Raw genomic sequence first — 24845 nt, forward strand, 5'->3', positions numbered from 1 at the left:
TGTAAAATGGACAACCGCCAACCCCATCTCAACATGCTGCATATTCATACTTAGTTTTTCAAATAAACACTTTATGTATCAAAAGTGGAATATGACAACCCAAGATACCGTGCTGAGCTGCGGTTTCCTGGTCGTCGATGAACTGCAGGCGGTTATTATAGACTTTGTACTGGTTAGCTACACTGTCCGAATGGGGTTACCGGGGTACGTTCAATATCACCTTTAACAGTACTGAGTCCGATACGAAAGCAGAGCGCATCGACAAGAATATCAAGTCGGTAAATATCTGCTTTCGTTCCGATAAAGAAATGGAAGGTGCTCTCACAAAAGCAACCTTTGCCCCGCAATGGAATATTGCGATCCTAGTTCAGCCCCTGAAGCCAAGTGTTTCAGGGGTTTTATATGCAGCTATCGTACTGATAATTATTATGTGTATTCTTTTATTTGGGTACGAAAGGATCAATTCTGACGGTTGTCGGGTCCAACCAGATTGTTCCTTCTATCGCTTCCTGATTTTGCGCGCCACATCCCTGCCTCGCACACGACCATTTCAGCTCTTTCCTGCCATATGAAATAGGTAACTATTTTCACGGGGCCTGCGCCCGGGTTACTTTGACCAGTCGTTGCGCATATCGCCTGCTTTTTATTTTTCTTTTTTATATTCCATTTTTTGCGGCGAAAATCCGTAGCATTGGTTGTTGCTAAAGTCGATTGTCAGCTTTCCATTGCAAATTGAGTATTTATGCATTGTCGGGTAAACTAAAACATACATTTTGCCTTTATAGCCGATCTCAATCGAGTCTTTAAATAATCCATAATCATAATGGTCATAAACCATATATCTGTTCGACTTATAAAAATCGTTTGCAGAAGTAAATTCATTTAGATTGGCTTTACTTATTATAGGACTATACATATATCTAGTCAGTAGCGTCAAGTATGCCGCTAACAAATTGCTTCGGTAGTAAGGTAATTTTTCGTATGTCCTGATGAACAGGTATTGTTCCCAATCCGTCATTCGAAATCCGTACAAAAAATATGAAATACCTACTATCCCATTCACCTTTTTAGTTGAACGAGTGCCTGAATTCAAGGGGTGAAAAGTTGGTTTTTGTTTTAAACAATTTGCTGAAAGACTGCGGGTGTTCAAACCCTAATTCATAAGCAATTTCGCTGACTGACATATCGGTAGTCGACAGTTTCTCTTTTGCTTTTTCAATCAGTTTGTTGTGGATGTGTTGCTGTGTGCTTTGTCCGGTCAGCACCTTCAGTAACCCGCTTAAATAATTGGGCGACACATTTAACGTTTCGGCAATGGATTGAACCGTCGGTAATCCACTCTCCATCAGGTCATCATTGTTGAAATGGTTGTTAAGAATCTCCTCCAGCTGACCCAGAATTTTGTGATTGGTAATTTTTCGTGTGAGGAACTGTCTGTGATAAAACCGGTCGGCATAGTTCAGCAATACCTCTATTTGCGAGATGATGATGTCCTGGCTAAACTGATCGATGTTGGTCAGATATTCCTGCTGAATGCTTTGCAAAATGCCTGAGATGATGACTTCCTCTTTCTCCGAGAGGAAAAGCGCTTCGTGGACAGAATAGCCGAAGTATTCGTATTGCTTAATGGTTTTAGACAGAGACGTGTGCCAAAGGAAATCGGGATGAATAAGCAGCATCCAGCCTGAGCTTTTGTGCACTCCATTTTTACGGGATTCAATGCCAAAAATCTGGTTGGGTGCCATGAAGAACATGGTGCCTTCGTCAAAATCGTATTGCTGCTGACCATATTTGAATTTGGCGTTACAATTCCTCTTCAGCGCAATGGAATAGAAATCAAATATCAAACTTTCCGGCTCGCTCCGGTGAATACGACTCACCGATTCCATGTTAATCACGCTGATAAGCGGATGTTCTGGCTTAGGCAACCCTCTCAGCTCATGAAACTCACTAATGGTTTTAATTTTATATACCTGGCTCTTACTCATCTTTTATTTGAGCTTTTTCATCTATCTGATTTTCTGTTTACGTTCAACACAATGGTTTTGTTCACTTGTGTTACCAGGGTATTTCTTTGTCTTTGAAAAACTTGCCCGTGGTGCCATTCTTACCCATGGTGGCAAATCTTACAATCGATTTGGCTCCTTCTTCAACAGTTTGTATTCCCTGATGCTGGTTCAGATCAGTAGCTGTATAACCCGGAGAAACACTGTTTATCGTAAAAACCGTACTTCTCAGTTCATTCGCCAACATCACGGTGAACGCGTTCAAGGCAGTTTTGGAACAACTATACGCATCGAACATGAAATAATTGGGATTATCCTGCGCGCGATTATGAAGTGTTAAGGACCCTAATTCACTCGATACGTTTATTATGACGGGTTCATCTGATTTTCTTAAAAGATGAATGAATTGTTGTGTTGTTTGTACGGCACCAAAAAAATTGGTTTCGAATACGTTTCGTAAATTATCCATATCGCCGGAAGATATATTTTGCGGTTGCTTTCCGGCAATGCCCGCGTTATTTATTAGAACATCCAAAGCCTCAATTTGGGTCTCCAACTCTTGTTTCGCTTTTTTTACCGAATGCATATCGGTTACATCGATTTCGACGAAATCTACATTGGAAATCCCCTGTTCATTCAATTTGGCTATCGCTTTTAAGCCTCTCGTCCTGTCCCTGCTACCCAAATAAACAAAGTACCCTAACTGTGCCATTTGTTTTGCCGTTTCATAACCAATTCCTTTGTTTGCTCCTGTTATGAGTACTGTCTTCATGGTTTTGTCTTTCCGGTATTTGTTATTTGTTCTGAAAATAAGCTTTCGAAAATTCCTTCGCGAAATCGGTCAATTTCACTTTCCCCAACCGGGGGCGGTTACGGTAATAATCTTCTGCTAATAATCCGCTGTGGAGACCGGCATACATTTCGACCAGACCGGCTGCAATGGTCGGATTCATTCCTGCTGCTACCAACTCGTTTTCCATTTGTTCGTCGGTAATTGTCATCCATTTTAATCCTGGCTTCCCAATCGCTTCGCCTAAAACCTGAGCTGTTTGGTTGCAGGTTAATTCTTCACTGCAAACATAACGCACGCTCCTGGCAGAAGGCAATGCCAAAAGTTCTTCGACAACTGCACTTGCGATATCTCCTGGCGAAACCCAGGGAACGATATCATCGTCTCCATAATTGGCTGCGATGTAGTCCAGGTTTTTTATCATATCTGCGTAAGCATACAGATTGTAATAGAAAGAAGTGGGGCGAATATGTGTAATGGTTGTTGTCAAAGGCAATTTGTTGAGAATACCTTCGACATCATGAGCATTACGTAAAATTCCATTGCCTTTTTCCGTATGAGCTCCTATACTACTGAGGTTGACCACACGTTTTACTCCTGCCTGTTCGATTGATTGTGCATAATTATGACCAAGCCGGCGATAGTATGCCAGCAGATCGAGATTGTGGTCGAAGTAATTGTTAGGAGGAACCATAGTATATACGCTATCGGCTCCTGTAAAAGTATTGACCAGGAAGTTGATATCTTCCAGTGAGCCAATAGCTGCTGAAGCGCCAATCTCCCCGATGACTTTTTGCCTTTCCGGATTACTACTGACAACGGTAACTGAATGTCCCTTTTCTACTAACTCCCGGGTAAGCGGTTTACTGATGTGTCCTAATGACCCTGTTACTACAATATTCATGATTACTGTTTTTGGTTTCTACAAAATTGTAGAGTAATCAGAAAACGGATGTAGTCAGATCTATGATTGTTGTAGCCGAAACCGTGGTTATTTCGGCCTGCAGCATTATACTGTAGCGTAGCCGCAAACTTTTGCTCCGCTATTGGTTTCTCTTTGTGCTGACGAGTCAGGGCAACACCCTGAAGTATTCGAACCTTGTAAAAAGTCATCGAAAACCCGATTTGGAATTCAGGCTTTCAGCCTGTTTTCCCTCACCAGACAGGACTGCGAACGGTTCTTTTACCACCATCAGGGTTTGGTGTCCCCTGATGGGAAATGGGCCGCTACCCTGTTGGTGGTCGGAGACCCCGACAGTGGTCTTGGATGCTGCAACAAAAAACCTGACAGGTTAGGATGCGACTTAATCGTACCAAACACCAACTGGCTTCGTTATCAAAATGCAACCCGCTGTCAGTTCTAACCTGGTCAGTAGTTTAGTCATCATAAATTAACAAAATAATTTAAAGGGATGCAGGCAATGGGAAAGCTGTTGTGATGGTTTTCTGCGGGAAGAAAAAAATCCTTACCGCAGCGGATTAGGAACGAGTGCGCAATGGATGAGAAACGAGTGCGCAGGGAAATATTTTTTTACCGCAGGGGATTGGAGAAGGACCGGAAAAAACCGGGGCTTCTGAACCAAAACCCAACCTTACAACTACCAGTGGAAGGATAAGGTAACTACCCGGAACAGGACCTTATAACTACCAGTGGAAAATACTTAGTACTACCGGAGTCAGTTAGTTAGTACTACCAGAAGCAGAACATTACAACCTCACGAGGCTGGTAGTAGTAAAGGATTTTTCCCGCAGTCCTGAGATGCGTATCTCAGGACTGCAGGAAGCTTAACTCACGAACACTGGATTTTCAACTTCATCTCACGAGGGAAAGTTCTTCATCACGCGAAGGTGAGATGCGCTTCGCGTTGTGATGAAATCACTCTCTTTGTCCTCATTAATTTACCTCCCGATATTCGGTTATTGGAAGCCACTTTTTACTGCAAGTCAATTTTCGCATAAAAGAATAGCAGGACCCAATTTATCTTTTACGACACAAATCATGGCAACAATAGCTAAGATAGTTATCCAATGATTCCATATACGATTTATTAGATGTGGCAGATAATACTCTTATTCCACCAGATTTTTCAATGATTTGTTTTCAATTTTTCTGAAGTCCGTTTTTTAACCAAGCAGCAAATTTTCGTGGATCGGGATTATAACTATATCCATCAGACAATTGTTCTTCCTCTTTATTTAAAATAACATAGTACGGCTGAGTATTCCGGTGAAAATGCGATATCTGGAAATCGGACCACTTATTTCCAACTGTTCGTATTTTCTTCCCTGTTGTTTCAGAAATGTATTTCTCGTTTTCGGGTAATTGTTCCCTCAAATCAACGAACAATGAAACTACAACATAATCTTCAAGAAGCAGTTTCTTCACTTCAGGATCGACCCAAACATTATCTTCCATTTTCCGGCAATTTGTGCAACCTTTTCCGGTAAAATCGATGAGCAAAGGTTTCCCTGATTTTACTGCTTCATCCAGTGCTTTGTCATAATCTTCGTAAAGAGGTATTCCATGAGGGCCAATATGTTTTTCCGGGTCAATGTTTATTGTCGACTGTGCTACTCCCTGAACCTGCAACTTGCCAACTCCAAGCGGCGATTCGGCATAGTCAACCGGAGGTGGAAAACCGCTTATCAGTTTTACCGGCGCCCCCCACAAACCCGGGATCATATAAATTACAAATGCAAAAACAATTGTTCCTAACACAAATCTTGAAACAGGAAGATTGGTTGTAGGTGAATCGTGAGGAAACTGAATTTTTCCCCAGAGGTAAAGTCCCAGTCCAACAAAAACGGCAATCCAAATCGAAATGAAAACTTCGCGTTCCAGAATATGAAGATTTAGTACCATATCAGCAATCGACAGGAATTTAAACGCAAAAGCAAATTCGAGGAAGCCAAGAACGACTTTCACTGAATTCAGCCAGCTACCTGACTTTGGTAAGGTGTTTAACCAGCCGGGAAAAGCCGCAAACAAGGCAAATGGGACGGCCAGTGCAAGCGAGAACCCCATCATGCCAATAACAGGCGCCATGCCACCGCGAAGTGCTGCCTCAACTATTAATGCACCTACAATGGGACCGGTACACGAAAATGAAACCAGAGCAAGTGCAAAAGCCATAAAGAAAATTCCAGCCAAACCACCTTTGTCGGCTTTACGATCGATTGTATTTACCCATTTGCTGGGTAAAATAATTTCGAAAGCCCCCATGAATGAGAAGGCAAACACAAAAAGCAGCAATGCAAAAAACAGGTTAAACCACGGATTGGTAGAAAGATTGTTCAAACTTTCGGCTCCAAAAATTGCGGTAACAACAGTTCCTAAGACCACATAAATAATGATGATGGAGATTCCATACCAGATTCCGTTCCGGATGCCTTTCGCCTTGGTTTTACTTTGTTTGGTGAAAAAACTTACAGTCATCGGAATCATTGGGAAAACACACGGGGTTAACAAGGCGGCCAAACCTCCCAAAAATGCGAGGATAAAAATGTTCCAGTAATTACGCTCCTGTTCCGTGCCTGTTCTGATTGTTGTATCATCGCTCGTGGTTTTTACTTCCGAAGTATTTTCTTTTTTTAGTTTAAAAGAAAACTCTTTATCCATTGGCGGAGTGCAGGTCTCATCGTTACAACTCATAAACTCAACATAACCTTTAACAGAACCTGAACCGCCCGTCAATTTTACCCGCTGAGAGAAGGTAACCTCTGTTTCATAATAGTTTACCTGAAGATGAAATGAAGGGTCAAACATGTTAATGGATTCTTTGTCAGGCACAATATCACCCGACAATTCAACATTTTCCAGGTTCTCAAAATGGAATGATGTCTTAACTGGCCCCCCGCCAGGTAACTCGGTGCCATAAAGATGCCAGCCATTGTCAATTCTTGCAGTCAGATGCAAATCATATTCTGCCTCAGAAACCTTTGTCTGTGAAAAAGTCCATTTTACAGGTTCTACTATTTGAGAACTTGCTCTCAATGCAATAATTAACATTATACATGAGAACAAAACTGTCTTTAATAACTTCATTTTATCTTCCTATTTTTTGTTGAGCATAATATTGAGTACCATCTTGTCGGTTTCCGTCATACCTTCAGAACCAATTGCACTAAGGTTATTTATCGTTTTATCGACGTCCTCATCAGCAATTCCTTCCAGTGAACTGACGACCTTGTTATCCATAGCCATCATGGCCGAAAAAGTCGCTGATGATGCAGCGTTCGAAACTTTAAGCGCACAGCTTGGTTTAGCTCCATCACAAATGACGCCGGCAATATTGCCAATCATGTTTTTAATTGAAAAAGCGACCTGTTCTCTATTTCCACCCATTAAATAAGTTATACCACATGCTGCACCAATTCCAGCTACTGTCACTCCGCAAAGTCCGGATAACCGACCCAAGCCACGTTTGATATAAATAACCATCAGATGACTTAACGTCAGGGCCCGGATGAGCTGATCTTTGGGCTTATCCATCTCCTCGGCAAACACAACAACTGGCAACGTAGCTGTAATTCCCTGGTTTCCGCTTCCCGAATTACTCATTACCGGAACCATAGCCCCCGCCATCCGAACATCGCATGCGGCTGCTGTTACCGCCACCAGTTTATTGTAAACGCTGTCGCCCATGATGTTCAAGTACGATTTACTCTGAATAACCCGTGCAACAGAATGTCCGAAAATGCCGTTTGAGGATTCATCAGCGGCCAATTTATTCAATACAGCAGCCTGCTGTATAAATTCCAAATCTTCCAAAGGAGCTGTTGTCGCAAAATCATAAATCTTGTTGAAGCTCAACTCCACCTGATTTGTATCCAACTGTTGTTGATCATTATCTGACAATTCATCGAGAAGAACAGTGTCATTTGCTTCGACGTAGGCAATATGGGTGTGCGTACCACAAATAATTGCTTTGGATTGAGCATTCTCTCCAAAACAACAAGCTTCGATATATAATTTATCAGGAGCATCTTCTTTCAGGTGGACAAAGATTTGTTTACTGTCAACGAATTGTTTGGCTTCTTCCAGTTTCTCGGCATTCAAATCTTTTAATACTTCAAGCCCATATTCCGAATTACCAATAACAACACCTAATGCGATTGCAATTGGCAGTCCAATCATACCAGTACCCGGAATGCCAACTCCCATTGAATTTTTTATGATGTTCGAGCTTAAATAAACCTCGCACCGAATAATTTTTTCATCGATAACCTCTTTCGCTTTTGATACAGCCAATGCTACTGCTACAGGTTCAGTACAACCAATGGCCGGCACGACCTCTTGATGCAGTAGCTCTAACAATTCTGAATATTCTGTTTGTGACATTTTTTGTTTGTTTCGTAATTTACACAACACTTTTACCTGAATATCAGCATTCTTACAAGCACCTTCATCATGGCAACGATCCTCATAATATGCACCACGTCCAGATGAATGAACGGGACAAATCACCTATTCGATTTACGCTATTCAAAAAGAGTAGTTGAAATACATATGGTACTTCGGGACATTTCTATCGTGAAAAAGGCACAAAATTCCAGTTGCCAATTTATAAGGTGATCGAACAATACTGTCCGCCTGATTGACGGTTAATCAACTAATTGGATCTAGTCTCCAAGGAGTTCTTCCAATTTTTTGCCCAGTTTTTCTCCGCGGATATCCTCAGCAATCAGACGTCCCTGGTTGTCAATCAAATAAATCGTGGGGACGGCTTTTACTTTATAAAGTGTAGAAATATTAAGATCATTGAAGTTGGGCCACTTCAGGTTTTCTTCTGCCACTGCCTTTTTCCACGCTTTCGGGTCTTTATCGATTGAAAAGCTGAGTACTTCAAATCCTTTTGGAGCATACTTTTCGTAGTTGGCTTTTACGTTCGGAAGCTCTTTGCGGCAAGGCGCACACCAAGATGCCCAAAAGTCGATCAGGATTACTTTTTTGTCTTTAATGAGGTCATTCAAACTCACTTGATTGCCATTGATATCGATGGTCGTAAAGCCAGGAACTTTTTCACCTGTGCGGTTGGCCGGATACAAATCTTCAGCAACCATTTTGCCATAGTAGCTCTCCCGGGCCTCTTTTGACATGTTTTCGAAAGTCGGACGTGCATCAGGAGTAAGATAGGAATACAGGTTCAACATCAGCAGTGGTCCCCAGGAAGTCTCTTTGTTGGCATCAAACACTTCGTTATATCGTTTTTCAACCGTATTTATGAAATTTTTATCAGCTTTAGCAAACTCTGCATACCGGGGAAGAGACGTAATTGAATCCATCAGAGCCTTATTTCTGGCTCTACTAGCTTTAGCTACAAGTGCCTGAACATCTGCAAAGTCTTTATGTATAGCGTTATACATGCTATCCAACTCATTTCTTACGTCAAGCTGGCTGTACAAATAATCGTTGCTTTTTGATCCTGAAACCTCCATTTCACTAAAGGCTGAAGTTTCAGGAGCTCCTTCCTTTCCGGGGTGTTTTACTACCTTGCCTTTTATTTTTATTGAGGTATTCTCAATCATTATCCGGTAATAATCTTCTTTATTTCCCAATACTAAGTAGTATTCACGTGGTTCAGGAACTTCGCCTTCAAAACTAAATTTACCATTTTCAATAGTGGTTTCTGCTTCAGCCTTTGCATCATACATGGCAAAAGGGACTAAAGCTATTTTTGTACCATTATCTGCACCTGTTAGCTCACCACTGAGTTTATAACCAGTATTCGATTGTTGACATGATGCGAGGAACGCGATCAATACAATACACCAGACCTTTATAAATGAATTTTTCATCTTTTTTTACTTTAGTAACATCAAAAAGTTCCCAACAGGAAGTCAATTAACTTACCTGTTAGGCAACTTTTTTGCGCTGTTTAATTAATAACTCTATTATTTTTCCACATTTTGAACAATACTCCCATTTCCGGGATTGTCAATCGCTCCCTGGGGAAAAGGCATAGTCCACATGTGAGAATCGGGCGACAAAGTCAAGGTTTCTCCATCAACCACTTTCGACAGTGTTGTGGTATAAGTCCCTTCTTGGTTCAAACGTCGGATATCACAAAAGGGGATGAGTGTGAGAATTAATTCATTCCGTTTTGTTTGAATGATATTTGCCATCGCTTCTGCCTCACTTGTGGCCGTTAGGTCGGCATAATATTCCGGCAAAATACGGGTTTTCCGGACTGTGTTCAACGCAGCCATTGCCCCCTCGATATCGCCGGCTCGGGCCAGGCATTCGGCTTTGATCAGATAGACCTCGACAGTAGTAATTCCGCCATAGTTGAAGTATCCCTGCAAAGTTCCGTAATAGTAGGTATCGGTCCCAACTGTACGCAATTTCCAGCGTGAAAGAAAACGTGCATCACCTTGTTCAAACGTGGCTGCACGCTCGGTTGTAAGTGATTTTTCTGAAGAGGAATAGTACGTGCTCCCATGACGAAAAGAATAGTTTTCGACATAATCGTACCCCATCGGTGATGCAGTGCGAATATATGATTCAGGATTTGTAATCTGATCCTTATTTTCCTCATAATAAGTTGTCCAGTCGTAAAGTTCATCGTTCTCGCCTAGCGCTTTATTGGCAAATTCCAATGCTTTGTTGTAATTATTCATTTGCAAATACACCCGGGCATAAAATGCGTAAGCAGTACCGAGGTTCGGGTGTAAAGCAGTAGCGGCTACTTTGGGCAGGTAAGGAAGTGCTTCCTCCATATCTTTCAGGATAAAATCGTACATCTCCTGGATCGACACCTGGGTATAAGGGGCATTGACATCAGCACTGGTGATCAATGGTACCGATAATTTATTGGATGCGGTTGCCGCATCATAAGTGTCAGCATAATAATTTGCCAAATTGAAATAGGTCATAGCACGAAGAACCTTTGCCTGGGCCCAAACCTCTTGTTTCTCAATTTCCGTCGCTTCGGTTGAAGTTAATGCATTTGAAATGATTAAGTTGAATGAATTAATAGCTGAGTAACTAGCATAATAAGTTGTTTCATCTGAGTTGTTTAAGGCAACACGGTCAGCTGCTTCGTCCCAAAAATAATTTGCTTTATACAGCGGATAGTAAGACCAGGAAGAAGAAGATACCCACTGGTCGTTCAACAGGATTAGAGCTTGAGTTACATCAACCCGATGATTCCCGTATTCATAACGAATCATCGCTTCAAAGTCGGCCAAGGTTTCAGGAATTTTTTCTCCCTTAGGGATTACTCCTAAATAGTCGTCACATGCTGTGAATCCTAAAGTTAGGAGCAAAGCGCTCAGCAAGGTTATTTTATGAAATATCTTTATCATGATTAATTCAATTTAGGGTTAAAAATTTACGTTGACACCCAACACGTAATTTGGCGAACTGTATCCACCAAGCATATATTTGGCATCCTTACTTTTCGCGAGCGTGAATACATTTTCCACATTGAAATTCAGACGAACACTCTGTAATTTCAATTTTGTCAGTAAGCTTTCCGGAATATGGTATGCTAGTGAAACATTGCTCAAACGAACGTTTGACGCATCCAAAATATTCACACTGGAATACGAATAGATGGAGTACAATGCATAGCTAAAATCGCTATCATATTCGAAAACGGTGCGTGGAACATCGGTTGTCAACTCATCGCCAGGTTGCTGCCAACGTTCATTAATCCGATTATTCCCAACAGAAATATTGGTAATGTATCCACCGGCTGCACTGCTGTAACTATTATTCAACATTGGCAAGTAGGTGTTGCGGATTTTGTGCCCCAACTGATAAATGAACAATGCCGATAAATCGAAATTCTTGTAGCGAAACGATGTGCTAAACGACCCGCTGTGCTTTGGTACAGTGGTTCCCAAATTTTTAATCGACTCCAAATCGGAAGGTTGATTCGTAACTGCGTTGCCTTCACTATCATAAACCTGTGGCAGCCCGGTTTCGCTCAAACCTGCCCACTCATATCCGTAAATTGAATTATATGGCGTTCCGATTCTTGGGAACTCACTTGGATAATCCAGTTGGAGGAAATAAACAGGGGCTTCTACATTCACATAAGTAACTTTGTTCTTATTATAACCATATCGAATCGTTGCGTTCCATCCAAAATCTCGGGTCCGAATGATTTCCCCGTTAAGCGTAACCTCAACCCCTCGATTTTGCATTTCACCATTATTAATGGTGTAGGTTGAATATCCCCAACCTTCGGTTGGAACGCCCTGGGTATTCGCTAGTAAATCGGAACCTTTTTTGTTATAGAATTCAATCGTCCCCGAAAGTCGCTGTTTCATTACTGCAAAATCAACTCCGATATTTGTTGTAGCAGTTTTTTCCCAAGACAACTGCGGATTCGGACGACTTCTTACATAACCATATATGCCCCCTACTGTTGAGCTGGGAAAATAGCTTGCAGTCATGTAAGGCGCGGAATTTTTGGCAATATTGCCACCAATTCCATACGAAAAACGCAGCTTTAGCATATCGACAGAGGAAACATGAAAGAAATTTTCCTTAAAAATATTCCAGGCAGCTCCAACCGACCAGGTTGGCTTATTTTGATATTTGTTGTCGGTACCCCACAGATTCGAACGGTCCCAACGCAAACTACCGGTTGCTGTATATTTCCCGTCATAAGTATATCCGGCATTTCCGTAAATGGAAACAAATCGATTTACCAATTCGCGTATTACGGCAAAATCGCTGTAATTCATGTTAGTCCCCCCTAAAATTGAACCAGTCAAACTAGTCAGCGTATTTTGGTCAACCGGAGTGAAACTCAAAATTTCCGGATCATAATTATACAAGGTATTGCCCCGATATTCCAGTTTCGAATTTCTGGTTTCTGTTCCAGCGATCACCGTCAAATCGTGTTTGTTTGCGAAAGTTTTGTTGAAGTCCAACTGTTGCCTGAAATTGTAGGCATTGGAGTACTGCTGAACTTCGTTGTAAATATCCCCGTAAGGCAGATTGTAAACTAATGTCCCGGAATTTAAAGATGCCATTTGATTAACCAGGTTTCGAACAGCGTACGACTCTTTATTCTTCAGCTGGTTCGTCCGATCAACCCCGTACTCGTACTGAAACATGGCAGTATACTTTAACCAATCGGTAAGCTTGATATTCAATTTTGCATAACTGCGGTTGGAGAAATTTTTACTTTTCCGCAAATTCATTCCCAATTCATCCAACGGTTTAATATCCATATTGTACAAACCATATGTGTTAATGGCATCAATCGTTGATTCGCTCAAACGGGATTCAGCAGTCGAGACAAAAGGATTGCCGGAATCGTTAACCAAACGATTATATGGTTGATAAACAAAACCCGGATTCAGTGGGTCGTAGGTTTGAGTTTTGCCGTTTCGATAATTAAAATAATGCCCAAAATCTACCGTCAACCATTTCGTAACCTCGGTGGTGTTCCGTAAATCAATACCGACGGATTCATCATTCGAATAGATATCCTCGTACTTGTTGTTCTTATAGGTTACCGATGCCATGAAATTATTCTGTTCCGTAGCCTTACCCAGGCTAACGTTGTATTGTTGGAAGAATCTGTTTCGTTTGGCATATTTTTCAACATCCTTATAATACTGGTAGCCCATGCCTTTAAAAGCATTGAGCTGACTGTTCATTTCAGCCTGGGATTGGTTTCCAGCATAATAATTCAAAATTGATTGCATGCCCCGACTTGTAAATACAGCATTGGAAAGTAGCGATTGGGCATAAGACGCGGCACTTCCATCAGTGGCCTGCAACTGCGGATTGCCTGCCGCCCATTCTTTTTCAAGCTCAACTATATCGCTGGCATCTGTGAGGGTTGTGGTATAGTAATGATAAGGAGATATAGTAAGGCTCGAAGAAAAACTCACATTCGTTTTTCCTTTTTTTGCTTTCCTGGTCATAATTACAACCACTCCATTAGCCGCACGGGCACCATAAATTGAAGTTGCGGCGGCATCTTTAAGTACTGTTATGCTTTCAATATCTTCCAGGTTTAGATTAGGAAGGTTTTCAACCAAAGTTCCATTCGATGTGTAACGCGTATTTTCAACAGGAAAACCATCAATCACGTACAAAGGGGTTGTCAGTCCTTGCATTGAAGTTACTCCCCTGATCAGTCCATTATTATATCCGGCAATCTCTCCTTCCAACACCGTGCCCAGATTGCTTAAACGTTTTTGTTCGATTTCGTCGCTTTTCAGTTTGACAAAGGAACCTGTTGCACGTTCTCTCGATATTGTCTGGTAACCAGTTACCATAACCTCATCTAAACCAGCTACATCCCGCATTAAAACCACATCGAAATTGGTTTTATTACCGATTGCAATTTCTTTTTTCAGATATCCAACGCTTGACACAACCAATGTTGAGTAATCACCTTCTTTGGCCTCAAATTCAAATCTACCCATTTCGTTAGTGGCCGTACCCATATTCGTATTTTTGATTACCACCGCCGCAAAAGGAATGGGGTTGCCCTCGATATCCCTTACATTACCCGAAAATTTAATTCTTTTCTGCTCATCCGGTTCACTGTTATTGTTTGATTTGTTTTTCCCGGGAGCAGGTGTAATAACCACTACATTATTGACAATTTTGTAGCTTAGGTCGTAGTTTTTTAAAACTTTATCCAGAATTTGTTCAACGGTAAGGTTTTTAAAATTTGCGGTAATATTCTTCACGACTGCCACTTCTTCATCATTATAGATAAATTGGAAATCGCTTTGAGCGCTGAGCTTCTCAAATACTTCTGCAAGTGTGGTATTATGCACTTCTACAGACAATTTTGTACTCTGCGAATACACCGATGCCATAGTGGTAACGGAGAAAAGTAGCGTCATAATTGCTGTTAACTTCATAAATAAAAACAGCCTTTTAACCCCTGAAATATATTCCAGAAGGCTGATTACACATCGTTTTTTCATAAATTTGTGATGTTTTTACAATTTGTATTAGAAAATCTAATGCATTTATTTAGCGGGAAATGCTGACACATTTCCCGTTTCTCTTGATTAGAATTATATGTTTATTTCTTCTTAACGACTACTATTTTATTACCTGAAATCTTAAAGTCGACATCAGTTGTCATACCAATCATGTCAAGATGAGGCGTGATGTCTTCATATCGCTTTAGGTTTCCGGTAAAACGGCGATTTCGCAAATCGTCTGATTCGAAGGTGACTTTCACATCGTACCAGCGTTCAAAGGTTCTCATTATTTCCTCAAGTGTCATGCTCCTGAATGCAAATACCCCATCTTTCCATGCAGTGAAAAGCCTGGTGTCCACATGCTTAACTATTACCTTGGAGTGATCTTCAGACACCACTCCCTGCTCGTTGGGCGTCAGAACAACATCTTGTGAGGCATCGGTATGGATACTGACCTTTCCTTCAACTAAAGTCGTTTCAATTTTGTCATACGCTTTTATGTTAAAAGAAGTGCCAAGGACTGTCACCGAGATCCCCTTTACATCAACCACAAAAGGAAAATTTTTATTTTTCGCGACCTCCAGGTATGCTTCTCCCTTTAATGAAATCTCGCGTGTTTTACCCGAAAATCGCATCGGAAAAGTAAGCTCTGAATCAGAATTAAGCCAAACCCTTGTTCCATCTGATAAAACTAAATGATATTCACCACCTCTCGGGATACGAATCGTATTCATCATTTCAGTTTCAGGTTTTGCATTGCGGTAATCGACAACTTCATCCCTTTTCTGAATTTTAGTTCCCGCAGCCAGTATGGCTGCAGAATCGCCAATTTCTTCCAGATTAACAATGCGACCATCTCCCAATTCGAGTATCGCCTTTGGTTTTCCTGGCTGTATCGAGGAATTATCGGCAATCTTTGATTCCATTGCATTCTTTTGATTCAGCTTCAGGTAGGAAACGGTTAGTGTAACCATCATCAGAAACACAGCTGCGTACCTAAGATATAATTTTATGTTGAATGATTTTCGTTTCCTGAGTTGAGATTGAATGACTCCCCATGCTATTTCGTTATCAACTCTGTCAGAAAAACGGACTCTTCGTGCATTTTTAAGGAAAATCAGGTATTCTGAAAAGATTTTCTTATTGTCAGCATCTTCTTCCATCCATGCTTTCAAAACATGGTATTCCTCTTCAGCAATGTCTCCCTCGCTGTATTTAGTTATCAACAGATAAATATTTGAATCTGGTCGAACCATCTTTATGCGTTTTTAATAGGGATGCAACATTTTTGTAATTGGGTGACAAAAACATGACTTTTTTTAGATGAAATTTGAATTTTTATTCCGTGGAACAAGAATTGTGGGAATATGGCGGACTGCAACTTGATATTCAAACTAATCCTGGTTACAGAGTATATCGGGACAAATGAGTTCAATACTCCGATGCTTGCATCGATTCGAAAGATAATTCAATAGATGTCTCGACAGCATTATTGCAAAGTAGTTCATTTCAAATTAGAACCATTAAACCAGTCGACGTTACACAATGTAAGTTATTTGAAAATTAATTATCTTAAATGCAGGTATCTCCCCTGGGCAAATTAGTTGTATGGCTTAATTTAGGGCAAGTCCCAGGAAGATTAGCAACTTCCAACAAAAGAAGGAAACAATTATGCAGTAGGCTCGCAGACCTTTTTTACTAATTAGCATAATCATTTTTTCTTAAGAGAACAAAAAGATAAGAATATGGAGAAATTCTCTTAATTTAGATAAAGATCTTGAATATTGCGTCTTTACAGTATTCACAGATATACCATACAACTCTGCCACATCGCTGTATTTCATACCCTTGAAGACAATTGCTTCGAAAATTTCTCTTCCTTTTGGTGGCAGTTGTTCAATTTGTTTTAAAAGACGATCCTTTAGTTCGGTTAGTTCATCCTCCGGTAACTCGTCTTCTGTAAGCTTCTGAACATGATTATCAATTTCTTCAAACCTAAATTTGGTTTCTTTCCTGATAAAGTACAGCGCATTATTTCTAACTGCCCCGAATAAATAGGCCTTTATGTTGGAATGAATGTTACTATAGCTACGGGAGTTCCATAAATTAATAAAGGTATCCTGAACAATATCCTCAGCTTGTTCTATGGAATCAACAAACTTCAAGGCAAACATACACAGGGGCTTGTAATACATATCAAATAACTCACGAAGACTATTTTCGTCTCCTTTCCTTAAATTAGCGATGATTCTCTGTTCAAAATCTACCATATTGCCCTCTGAGTCATACAAATGTACAGGAATTGACCAATTTCCCACCATTTGTCATAGAACAACGCTAAAATATAAAATTCTACCGTGTTCTTCGGAAAAGTGGCTTTATTGACTCATCATAAACTATTTTTGCGTTTACTTTTTTTTAAAATTCATCCGGAAATTCTCGTTCAACCACTTCTTCAATTCTTTTGCTGTTTCTATGTCTACAGCTGTTTTCAGTTTTTCGCTTTGTTGGTCGTCACCCCTCATCAAATTAACAAAATATTTCACCGGATCTACCTAACTAACAAAGACACGATATGCCTTTTCTGTTGTAAAAAAAATTGCGTTTTTGCTCTCCCTGTTTTAAGATGAGCTTCTCACAACAACGAAAACTTTATCTCGCTGGGTTTTCTTCCTCATCTCACGAGGGAAAGTTCTTCAACTTTGTCAGGAAACTTCTTCAACTTTTCACAGAAACTTCTTCAACTTTCCACAGAAAGTTCTTCATCTCCGTCAGGATAGTTCTTCATCTTTCCGCACAAAGTTCTTCATCTTTCGGAGATGAGAAACGCTTCTCGTTTGAAGGGGCCACAATGACTGGCTCCGCCAGGATAAAACGACCGGTTCTCTGTCGTTTTTCCACACCTGACAACCTCGGTAGACCTGTCAGCGTGAAAGACAATCATTGGCCAGGGTTTTTATCTACTCACCCCATACGGACTTTGCTGTACCTAAAATGGGATGACAGTCAGTTTCTGGTTTCATTCCGTTTTTGCCTGTCATAAAAAGTGAAGCGTACATCTATAAATACTTCCTGGGTGAAAAACCAAACTGTTTCTTAAAACAGCGACTGAAATAAAGTGGATCGTTAAACCCCACTAAATATGACACTTCAGACACATTATATTTCCTGGTTTTTAATAATTGCGCTGACTTTTTCAGACGTAATGTTCGAATAAATTCATTCGGGCTTAAATCAGTAAGTTCTTTAATTTTTCGGTAAAGTTTGGAAGAGCTGATTCCCATTTCTGCACATAACATATCCACTTTGAGGTCGGGGTTATTGATATTTTCCTCAATTATATTGCTTAATTGGGTGATAAATTCCTCGTCAACCGGTGAGTGAGAAAGGACTGCAATGTTGCTTTCGATTTCGCCCGAAAACTTTGTTTTAAGCTCTATCCTGGATTTTATAATGTTTTGAATTCTTATTTTTAACAATGCGGGATCGAATGGCTTGGTAATGTACCCGTCAGCACCTAATTTGTAGCCGGTCATCACGTTTTCATTATCTGATAATGCGGTTAACAGGATGACCGGAATATGGCTGATTGAAGTATCCTTTTTCAAATTGACACAGAATTTGTAACCGTCCATCACCGGCATTTTTATGTCTGAAACACACAGTATGGGCTTTATCTGCCGGCAAAGCTGTAACCCCTGTTCTCCATTTTCGGCCTCGTAAACTTTATAGGTGTCGGATAAATATTCATTAATAAATTGCCGGAGTTCCTTGTTGTCCTCAATCACCAGAATTTTCTTCTTTATGTCCGTTGTCTGTACGATTTTCTTTGCCTTACCCGGGCTTTCGTCAATAAAATCTTTTTGTACATCGAACCTTTCACTGGCATCGTAATTATCTTTATTTATCGGTATTTCAATAGTAAATGTACTTCCCGCACCCGGCTCGCTTTTTACAAATATCTTTGCTTTATGCACTTTTATTAACGAGTCAACCAGCGACAGGCCAATCCCTGACCCGGTATTCTCAATTTTGTTTTGTTCCGTTTGGTAAAAGCGTTTAAATATTTTCGTCTGACTCTCCCTGGGAATTCCGATTCCATCATCGCTGATTTCAACGATCAAATGCTGCGATTCATCGTCTTTTACATCGACAAACAGATCGATACTTCCGTATTTATTCGTGAATTTAATCGCGTTTGACAACAAGTTGTACAATATTTTTTCGTATTTGTCAACGTCTATCCAACCAATTACCTCGCCCCTCTCGCACGTGAAATTATAGCTTATCTGCTTCTCCAAAGCCAATCCTTTAAAAGAATTAAAGGCGTTACGGGTAGGTCGCAGGATTTCGGTTTGTATGACTTTTAGTTTGAATTCACCATTTTGAGCCTTTCTGAAATCGAGCAATTGATTAATCAGGTACATCAGCCTGTTCGAATTTTTCAGGATTAACTCTGCTTTGTTACGCTGAACATCAGTCAAGTTATTTTCTTCGAGCAAATGCTTGACAGGCCCAAGAATTAAAGATATAGGCGTTCGTAATTCGTGCGAAATATTGGTAAAAAAGCGGAGCTTCTCGTTGTTTAACTTGTCATCTCTTTCCCGTTTTACCTTTTCCAGAACTAATTCCTGTTTCAGAAGCATTCTCTTTTTTGTCTGTGAACGAATCAAATAAAAAGTCAGAACAAGAACGACGAGGTACAACAAAAGACTTTTATAAGTTAGCCAAAACGGCGGTTTAATTCTGATTTCGTATGATGAAACCGGACTCCATATCCCATTACTGTTTTGTGTTTTTATTTTAAACACATATTTACCCGGGTATAAATTGGTATATTGAATGTTCCGGGAATTATTATTGGCATTAATCCAGCTGTTATCGAAGCCTTCCAGCATGAACTGAAATTTATTCAGTTTTACATCAACATATGACGGAGAAGAAAATGAAAGCGAGAAATTACGGTTGCTATAATCCAGGACCATTTTCCTCGAGTAATTTATGTTCTCTTTTACAATCACATGGCCGTTAATGGTATCTCCCGGATGTATAACTTTGCCATGAATTTTCACTTCGCTAATAAAAGGTAATCCTGCGGTTTTGTATACGTTTGTAATATTTGTAGGGAAATATATAATACCTTCTTTACCCGGAACATAAATCAGAGAGTCGTTAAACAATAAGAATCCCCTGTTACTGAAAATATCCAGTCTGTTTCCGCTGTTAATCCGGTAAACATTCAATTGTTTTGTTTTTATGTCATATTTCCCGACTTTATTATTGTTGAAATTCAACCACATTTCATTGTTCTTCCTAAATCGAATGTCGGTAATCCATTCATCACGTAATTCTTCGGGCGAATTAATGTGTATAAAAATGTCTTCGGAAGGCTTGTAATAACACAACCCGGTTGTAGTGGCAACCCAAATCGTTCCGTTACGGTCAATCGCTATATCTTTGGCAATATCATGAAAAAGTACTCCGTCAGGTGATTTACTTTCAGAATAGGTACGAACTTTATTATCATAAGGATTATATCTGACAACTCCCGATTCGGTTGCTATCCATATCATTCCAGTGCTATCAGAAACGGCTTGGTTACTAATAACTTTTGAGAAATATGTGGGAAGTATTGTTTTGTACTTTAGCGTATGTGGATTTAGCAAAACAGCTTTATTGCCATGTGAACCAATAAAAATTGTTCCATCTTTTAACTTAACAAAAGCCAGCGTGAGGGTTTCTCCCAAGCCTAAATCCAACGTGCGATAACTATTCTTCGGATAATTATAAATCATTATATTACCATTCCACAGACCGCAATAAAATACTTTTCCATCGGGAGTGTAAATGCTGGCAATGCTTTTGTTTTGTTGGCTCAGAACCGAAAATTTGTTGTTTTTGCCAATGAACAATCCATTATCGTGGGTTGATACAATAATATGATTATCATATGTTTCTGCCAGACCACTTATTCTTGGTATTTTATTATTAATCAGATAAGAAATATTTCTAATATTTTTGAATTGATTTTTGTATCGGTCAAATTTATCCAAACCATTTTCGGTCCCTATCCACAGAACCCCGGATTTGTCGAAGAACAATGATGAAACGGAATTATCGACCAATGATGAATTGTCAGACAGGTCAGAATAATACCATCTGTAATTTCCGGTAGTAATATCTTCCAAATGGTCGCAAACAATCAATCCGCCCAGGGTTCCCAGCCAGTATTTTCCCTGCGGGGATTGAGCTACACAATTAAAATAAGGCCCCAGGATATTTCTGACTGATGCATCCGGAATCCAAAGATTATAAAATTTATCTTCCAGTTTATTCAATTTGTAAAGGCCCTCACGTGTTCCTACGAATATATCTGATTTGCGGTCCTGGTAAATAAAATTGACATACGGATTGATCTCTGTTGAGCCCGGAATTGTTAAGGTATAGGTTTTAATTTTATTGATAGAACCGTCTTTATTAAAACGAATTTGCGCCACACCACCTGTACCGTTACTTCCAATCCATAAACACCCGTAAGAATCTTCATAAATAGACTTTACATAATTGAATCCGTCTATGTCAACTCTCGAAAAAGCATTTGTTTTTCTGTTCAATATGCAAAGACCGCTATCTTTTGTTCCAACCCACATTCTGTTGAATTTGTCATAGAACAAAGCCCTCACCTCATTGTCCGGAAGACTATTGGAGTCATTTTCGTTGTGCAAAAATGTCGTGAATTCCTGTTTTTTTAAATCAAGGCAGGTTAATCCTTTGCGGGTGCCAATCCACAATTGATTTGCTACGGAATCCATTACCAAAGCCGTAATGTCATTATTTTCAAGACTGTTATGCTTTGAAGTTTCGCTGGTGTAAGCAGTAAATGTATTCCCATCGAAACTATTTAACCCAAGAAAAGTACCAATCCATAACAAACCCGTATTGTCCTGAACAATGTGCCGTACTGAATTTTGAGACAGACCCTGGTCATCAGAATAATGCTCCAATTTTATTCTGTCGGCAAAAACAGTTGTCGGGAGCAACAAAAGAAGGAATAAACAATTTCGTAGTCTCATTTCAGCATAATAACAACTTGATTTGTAAAACTAACTAATTTCTGGATTTTGTTTCGGGAGGAAACGTATAGCTTTCTTTCCATCCGCCAAGGTCAATGAGAATTCTGTCGACCATAACTCCCGGGTCAACCATCCAAATCCTGAGTTTGTGCTTCCCAGGCTGATTAATGATTTGTGGTGCCGATTTTACGGCTGCATTTTTCAGCACATTTTGCTTCCACTCTTCACTGCGCCCTACCGTTTTAAAATCAATTATTACAGGTTCCTGATCATCTACAGCAACGGCACAGCGAACACTTTTGCCTTTGTATAACGAGTGAGTGGGTAAAGCCTGTACCCGGATGTTTGCTTCACCTTTGTTGAATGTGTAAAAGTCGTATTCCAAACAAGGGCTTTGTTCTTTTATTTGCACCGGATTGGAGACAGATGCCGCCTGGTATGGCAGAGCAAGCATAACTTCTCCGGAGTAACCAAGGTGCTTTATGGGTTTCCAGTTGGCATTTTTCCCGGGGTAACGGGCAGTCCAGTCTCCGGCATTAATTGAAACGTAGCCATTGGCTTCAACGAACCCTTTATAATCGTTCAGCGATTTGAATTCGGGATTGAACAGAGAAACACCAATTGCAAGTGTCGTATCTTTTGTTACAAACTGAATGCTGCCGTTTACTTTATATGACGGTGGAATAAGCTGATAATCATGCCCCAGTGGTGGTTCATCGGTGTTTTCTCCCTGAGGAACTTTGTTCCAGTCAATACTTACCCAGATGCGTTGTTCCCCTTTATTGTCATTGCCTGACAATGTTCCGTTGCTGACAGATAAATGGATCCATGGTTGTTGCGGAACAGCCTTCCAGTTTATTATTCCGTTGCCTTTCAGGAAAACATCAACAAACGCCGAATCTTTTAAATATTCGTTTAAAACCGGCAAAACATTGGAATAACCGTTGGGAATATCCTGGTTTACTTCCATTTGATAACCTTCCAGTGCCAGGCCTAAGCTAGCTTTTGCGTCGGGTTGCGGCAGTGAGAACGAGGGCTCGGAAAACACCGGTAAGTTACGGGGAGCCATGCTCATCATCTTATTCCACTTCCCGTTTTCAATGCCTTTGTTGTAATAATCAGTTTCCGTTTTGATTTGTTTATAAGCATTGCCTGACGCTTTCGCGAATTGCCCTGCACTTGTTCTTCCCTGTTGAGCTGCAAACTCGTTCTTGTAGTGGTATAGCCATTTCTGGTTCATCAATGAAGCTCCGGTTACCGGATAATCGACCAATTCGAAAAAAGCATTCTGCCTGTCGGCCGGAATCGTCGATTTTAATTCCTTTACTTTGTCAGCCAGCTGTGTCCAGGCATTTAAACGCCGGGTTAATTCGTCACCATATCTTATTTGCGTGAATTCCGTTTCCTGTGGCTTCGTAACCGGTTCGGTTTGGCTCCACGCCATAAATTCAGGACGGCGCATAAAACACAAATGATAATAATCGAGCATAATTTGTGTTAGCTCTTTTTCGTTTTTCGGAGCAAATATATCTCCTAACCACTTTTCCAGATGGTTTACAACAGAATCGGGACGGGAAAAGGCTTTCATATTCCATGCCATATCCATGAATAACTCAATATTGTACTCCATCGGTTTTATATCGCCACAATTTAAGATCCACATATTGTTGTCATTCGTTTGGTAAGCTTTGTGCATTTCTTCCCAAATAAGCAGCGGATGTGTGGTACTGAGCCACAAATAATCGTGCGGACGCCCCCAGTACGAGGCATGGTAGTAAATTCCTGCTCCCCCGGCACGTTTCTGTTCCCCGGGCGTACTCAATTGGCGGATGTAACCGTAATTATCGTCGGTCCACATAATTGTTACGTCGTCCGGTACTTTTAGCCCGTGTTGGTAATAGTCAAGCACTTCTTTGTACGGAATAAATACTTGCGGTATGGAAGATGCTTTTTCGTGCTTGTCTTTTTCAAGCATGTTTCGTTGGTCGGCAATTACTTTTTCCAGCAGCTTAATCCGGTCCTGCTCGGATAAATTCTTAGCATCCATCGGCGAATCATGTTTGCCACGCATCCCGATAGTGTAAATGCTTTCGTAATTTTCAGTTTGCTCAACCCGGCGGTTAAACAGTTTTCGAATGGCATCTGCATTTGTATCGTAGCGCCACTCTCCCATTCTCTCGCTGTTCCATTCTTCGTTAATATTGCAAAGCATGGGTTCGCAGTGTGATGTTCCGACAACAACGGCATAATCGTCGGCCGTTTTTGCATTCCCCGGTATTGTATAAAATGCTTTGGTACAACTGTGCATGGCCGGCCAAATTGTGTTGGCGCGGAGGCGGAGCATTAGCTGAAATATTTTGGCATAGGTTTTTGGCCCGATATCGCCTGTTTCAGGCTCAAGGGTTTTGGCAGCCCAGGGTTGTAGTCCCCAATCTTCGTCGTTTAAAAACAAACCACGGTATTTTACTGATGGTGAACCGTAGGTTTTGTTTGACATGTTCAGTACAATCTCTTTTTTATGGATTGGAGTTACATCGGCCCACCATTCCCAGGCCGAAACGCCCATCATTCGCGATAACTCCAGGATTCCGTAGGCCGTGGCACGACGGTCGCTACCGATAATTACCAAAGCCTGTTTGACCCCGGGAAACGGTTTCTCAAGCACCTGCATTGTCCAGCTTTCCCATTTGCCTTTAATTGTCGAAATGTCTACTTTCTTTTCGGTAACCAGCTTGTTAATCCATTTACTTTTATCGATGGTTCCTGCAATAATTATCCGGTTCTCTTTTTGTGGTATATCATGAATGATTTCGGGGTGTTTTCCCGTTATGTTATGAACATCTCCGGCAAACATATGGGCCGCAATATGCACCACTTGGGGCTCATTCCCAAATACAACTAAACTTGTGGTGTTGCCCTTCGATACAATTGGGAAAGCTTGTTTTTCGTTTCCTTTAACCGTGGCAGGTATAAAACTAAGAGTGAATAGAAATGTCAGCAGAAAGTTGAATGGTCTTATTTTATCAATGCTATTTTTCATGGTTGTCTAATATATCGATC

13 protein-coding genes are annotated in these 24845 nt (G+C 40.6%); 1 reads left to right on the top strand and 12 read right to left on the bottom strand.

Annotation, left to right across the window (positions count from 1 at the left end; translation table 11 throughout):
- Positions 1-91 precede the first annotated feature (91 nt).
- Positions 92-226 carry a hypothetical protein gene (locus tag GJU87_RS21570; protein ID WP_255454201.1) on the top strand — a complete coding sequence of 45 codons (135 nt, stop codon included), beginning with the start codon at positions 92-94 and terminating at the stop codon, positions 224-226.
- 841 nt (positions 227-1067) lie between these two features.
- Here the strand turns inward: GJU87_RS21570 and GJU87_RS09895 are convergent.
- From GJU87_RS09895 to GJU87_RS09950, 12 genes are all read right to left on the bottom strand, one after another.
- The gene (locus GJU87_RS09895) at positions 1068-1988 is read right to left on the bottom strand and encodes an AraC family transcriptional regulator (RefSeq protein ID WP_153639373.1); all 921 of its coding nucleotides are present in this window, start codon (positions 1986-1988) and stop codon (positions 1068-1070) included.
- Positions 1989-2058: 70 nt separating this feature from the next.
- Positions 2059-2778: an SDR family oxidoreductase gene (locus GJU87_RS09900; RefSeq protein WP_153639374.1), complete on the bottom strand. Its 720-nt coding sequence runs from the start codon at positions 2776-2778 to the stop codon at positions 2059-2061.
- 22 nt (positions 2779-2800) lie between these two features.
- Positions 2801-3700, bottom strand: a complete 900-nt coding sequence (locus GJU87_RS09905; RefSeq protein ID WP_153639375.1) for an NAD(P)H-binding protein — start codon at positions 3698-3700, stop codon at positions 2801-2803.
- A gap of 1197 nt (positions 3701-4897) precedes the next feature.
- Positions 4898-6841 (bottom strand): thioredoxin family protein, encoded by a 1944-nt coding sequence (locus GJU87_RS09910; protein ID WP_153639376.1) that lies wholly within the window; start codon positions 6839-6841, stop codon positions 4898-4900.
- Positions 6842-6850: 9 nt separating this feature from the next.
- On the bottom strand, positions 6851-8137 hold the full coding sequence (locus GJU87_RS09915; RefSeq protein ID WP_153639377.1) for a serine dehydratase subunit alpha family protein: 1287 nt from the start codon (positions 8135-8137) through the stop codon (positions 6851-6853).
- 281 nt (positions 8138-8418) lie between these two features.
- On the bottom strand, positions 8419-9594 hold the full coding sequence (locus GJU87_RS09920) for a TlpA disulfide reductase family protein (RefSeq protein WP_153639378.1): 1176 nt from the start codon (positions 9592-9594) through the stop codon (positions 8419-8421).
- Between the two features lie 96 nt (positions 9595-9690).
- Positions 9691-11103 carry a RagB/SusD family nutrient uptake outer membrane protein gene (locus GJU87_RS09925; protein ID WP_153639379.1) on the bottom strand — a complete coding sequence of 471 codons (1413 nt, stop codon included), beginning with the start codon at positions 11101-11103 and terminating at the stop codon, positions 9691-9693.
- Positions 11104-11121: 18 nt separating this feature from the next.
- Positions 11122-14643, bottom strand: a complete 3522-nt coding sequence (locus GJU87_RS09930) for a SusC/RagA family TonB-linked outer membrane protein (protein WP_228491944.1) — start codon at positions 14641-14643, stop codon at positions 11122-11124.
- A 167-nt stretch (positions 14644-14810) separates the two neighbouring features.
- Positions 14811-15968 (bottom strand): FecR family protein, encoded by a 1158-nt coding sequence (locus GJU87_RS09935; RefSeq protein ID WP_153639381.1) that lies wholly within the window; start codon positions 15966-15968, stop codon positions 14811-14813.
- Between the two features lie 465 nt (positions 15969-16433).
- A complete protein-coding gene (locus GJU87_RS09940) occupies positions 16434-16982 on the bottom strand; it encodes an RNA polymerase sigma-70 factor (protein WP_194831500.1) in 549 nt (182 codons plus the stop codon).
- A gap of 789 nt (positions 16983-17771) precedes the next feature.
- Positions 17772-21785 carry a two-component regulator propeller domain-containing protein gene (locus GJU87_RS09945; RefSeq protein ID WP_153639383.1) on the bottom strand — a complete coding sequence of 1338 codons (4014 nt, stop codon included), beginning with the start codon at positions 21783-21785 and terminating at the stop codon, positions 17772-17774.
- Between the two features lie 34 nt (positions 21786-21819).
- Positions 21820-24825 carry a glycosyl hydrolase 115 family protein gene (locus GJU87_RS09950; RefSeq protein ID WP_153639384.1) on the bottom strand — a complete coding sequence of 1002 codons (3006 nt, stop codon included), beginning with the start codon at positions 24823-24825 and terminating at the stop codon, positions 21820-21822.
- Positions 24826-24845: the final 20 nt, after the last annotated feature.

Source organism: Prolixibacter sp. NT017, from assembly GCF_009617875.1.
GTDB lineage: Bacteria > Bacteroidota > Bacteroidia > Bacteroidales > Prolixibacteraceae > Prolixibacter.

Excerpts from the sequence above, each read along its gene's own strand:
- GJU87_RS21570 (WP_255454201.1), top strand. The coding sequence starts at position 92 with ATGACAACCCAAGATACCGTGCTGAGCTGCGGTTTCCTGGTCGTCGAT.
- GJU87_RS09925 (WP_153639379.1), bottom strand. The coding sequence starts at position 11,103 with ATGATAAAGATATTTCATAAAATAACCTTGCTGAGCGCTTTGCTCCTA.
- GJU87_RS09895 (WP_153639373.1), bottom strand. The coding sequence starts at position 1,988 with ATGAGTAAGAGCCAGGTATATAAAATTAAAACCATTAGTGAGTTTCAT.
- GJU87_RS09935 (WP_153639381.1), bottom strand. The coding sequence starts at position 15,968 with ATGGTTCGACCAGATTCAAATATTTATCTGTTGATAACTAAATACAGC.
- GJU87_RS09905 (WP_153639375.1), bottom strand. The coding sequence starts at position 3,700 with ATGAATATTGTAGTAACAGGGTCATTAGGACACATCAGTAAACCGCTT.
- GJU87_RS09910 (WP_153639376.1), bottom strand. The coding sequence starts at position 6,841 with ATGAAGTTATTAAAGACAGTTTTGTTCTCATGTATAATGTTAATTATT.
- GJU87_RS09950 (WP_153639384.1), bottom strand. The coding sequence starts at position 24,825 with ATGAAAAATAGCATTGATAAAATAAGACCATTCAACTTTCTGCTGACA.
- GJU87_RS09920 (WP_153639378.1), bottom strand. The coding sequence starts at position 9,594 with ATGAAAAATTCATTTATAAAGGTCTGGTGTATTGTATTGATCGCGTTC.
- GJU87_RS09915 (WP_153639377.1), bottom strand. The coding sequence starts at position 8,137 with ATGTCACAAACAGAATATTCAGAATTGTTAGAGCTACTGCATCAAGAG.
- GJU87_RS09940 (WP_194831500.1), bottom strand. The coding sequence starts at position 16,982 with ATGGTAGATTTTGAACAGAGAATCATCGCTAATTTAAGGAAAGGAGAC.
- GJU87_RS09900 (WP_153639374.1), bottom strand. The coding sequence starts at position 2,778 with ATGAAGACAGTACTCATAACAGGAGCAAACAAAGGAATTGGTTATGAA.
- GJU87_RS09930 (WP_228491944.1), bottom strand. The coding sequence starts at position 14,643 with ATGAAGTTAACAGCAATTATGACGCTACTTTTCTCCGTTACCACTATG.
- GJU87_RS09945 (WP_153639383.1), bottom strand. The coding sequence starts at position 21,785 with ATGAGACTACGAAATTGTTTATTCCTTCTTTTGTTGCTCCCGACAACT.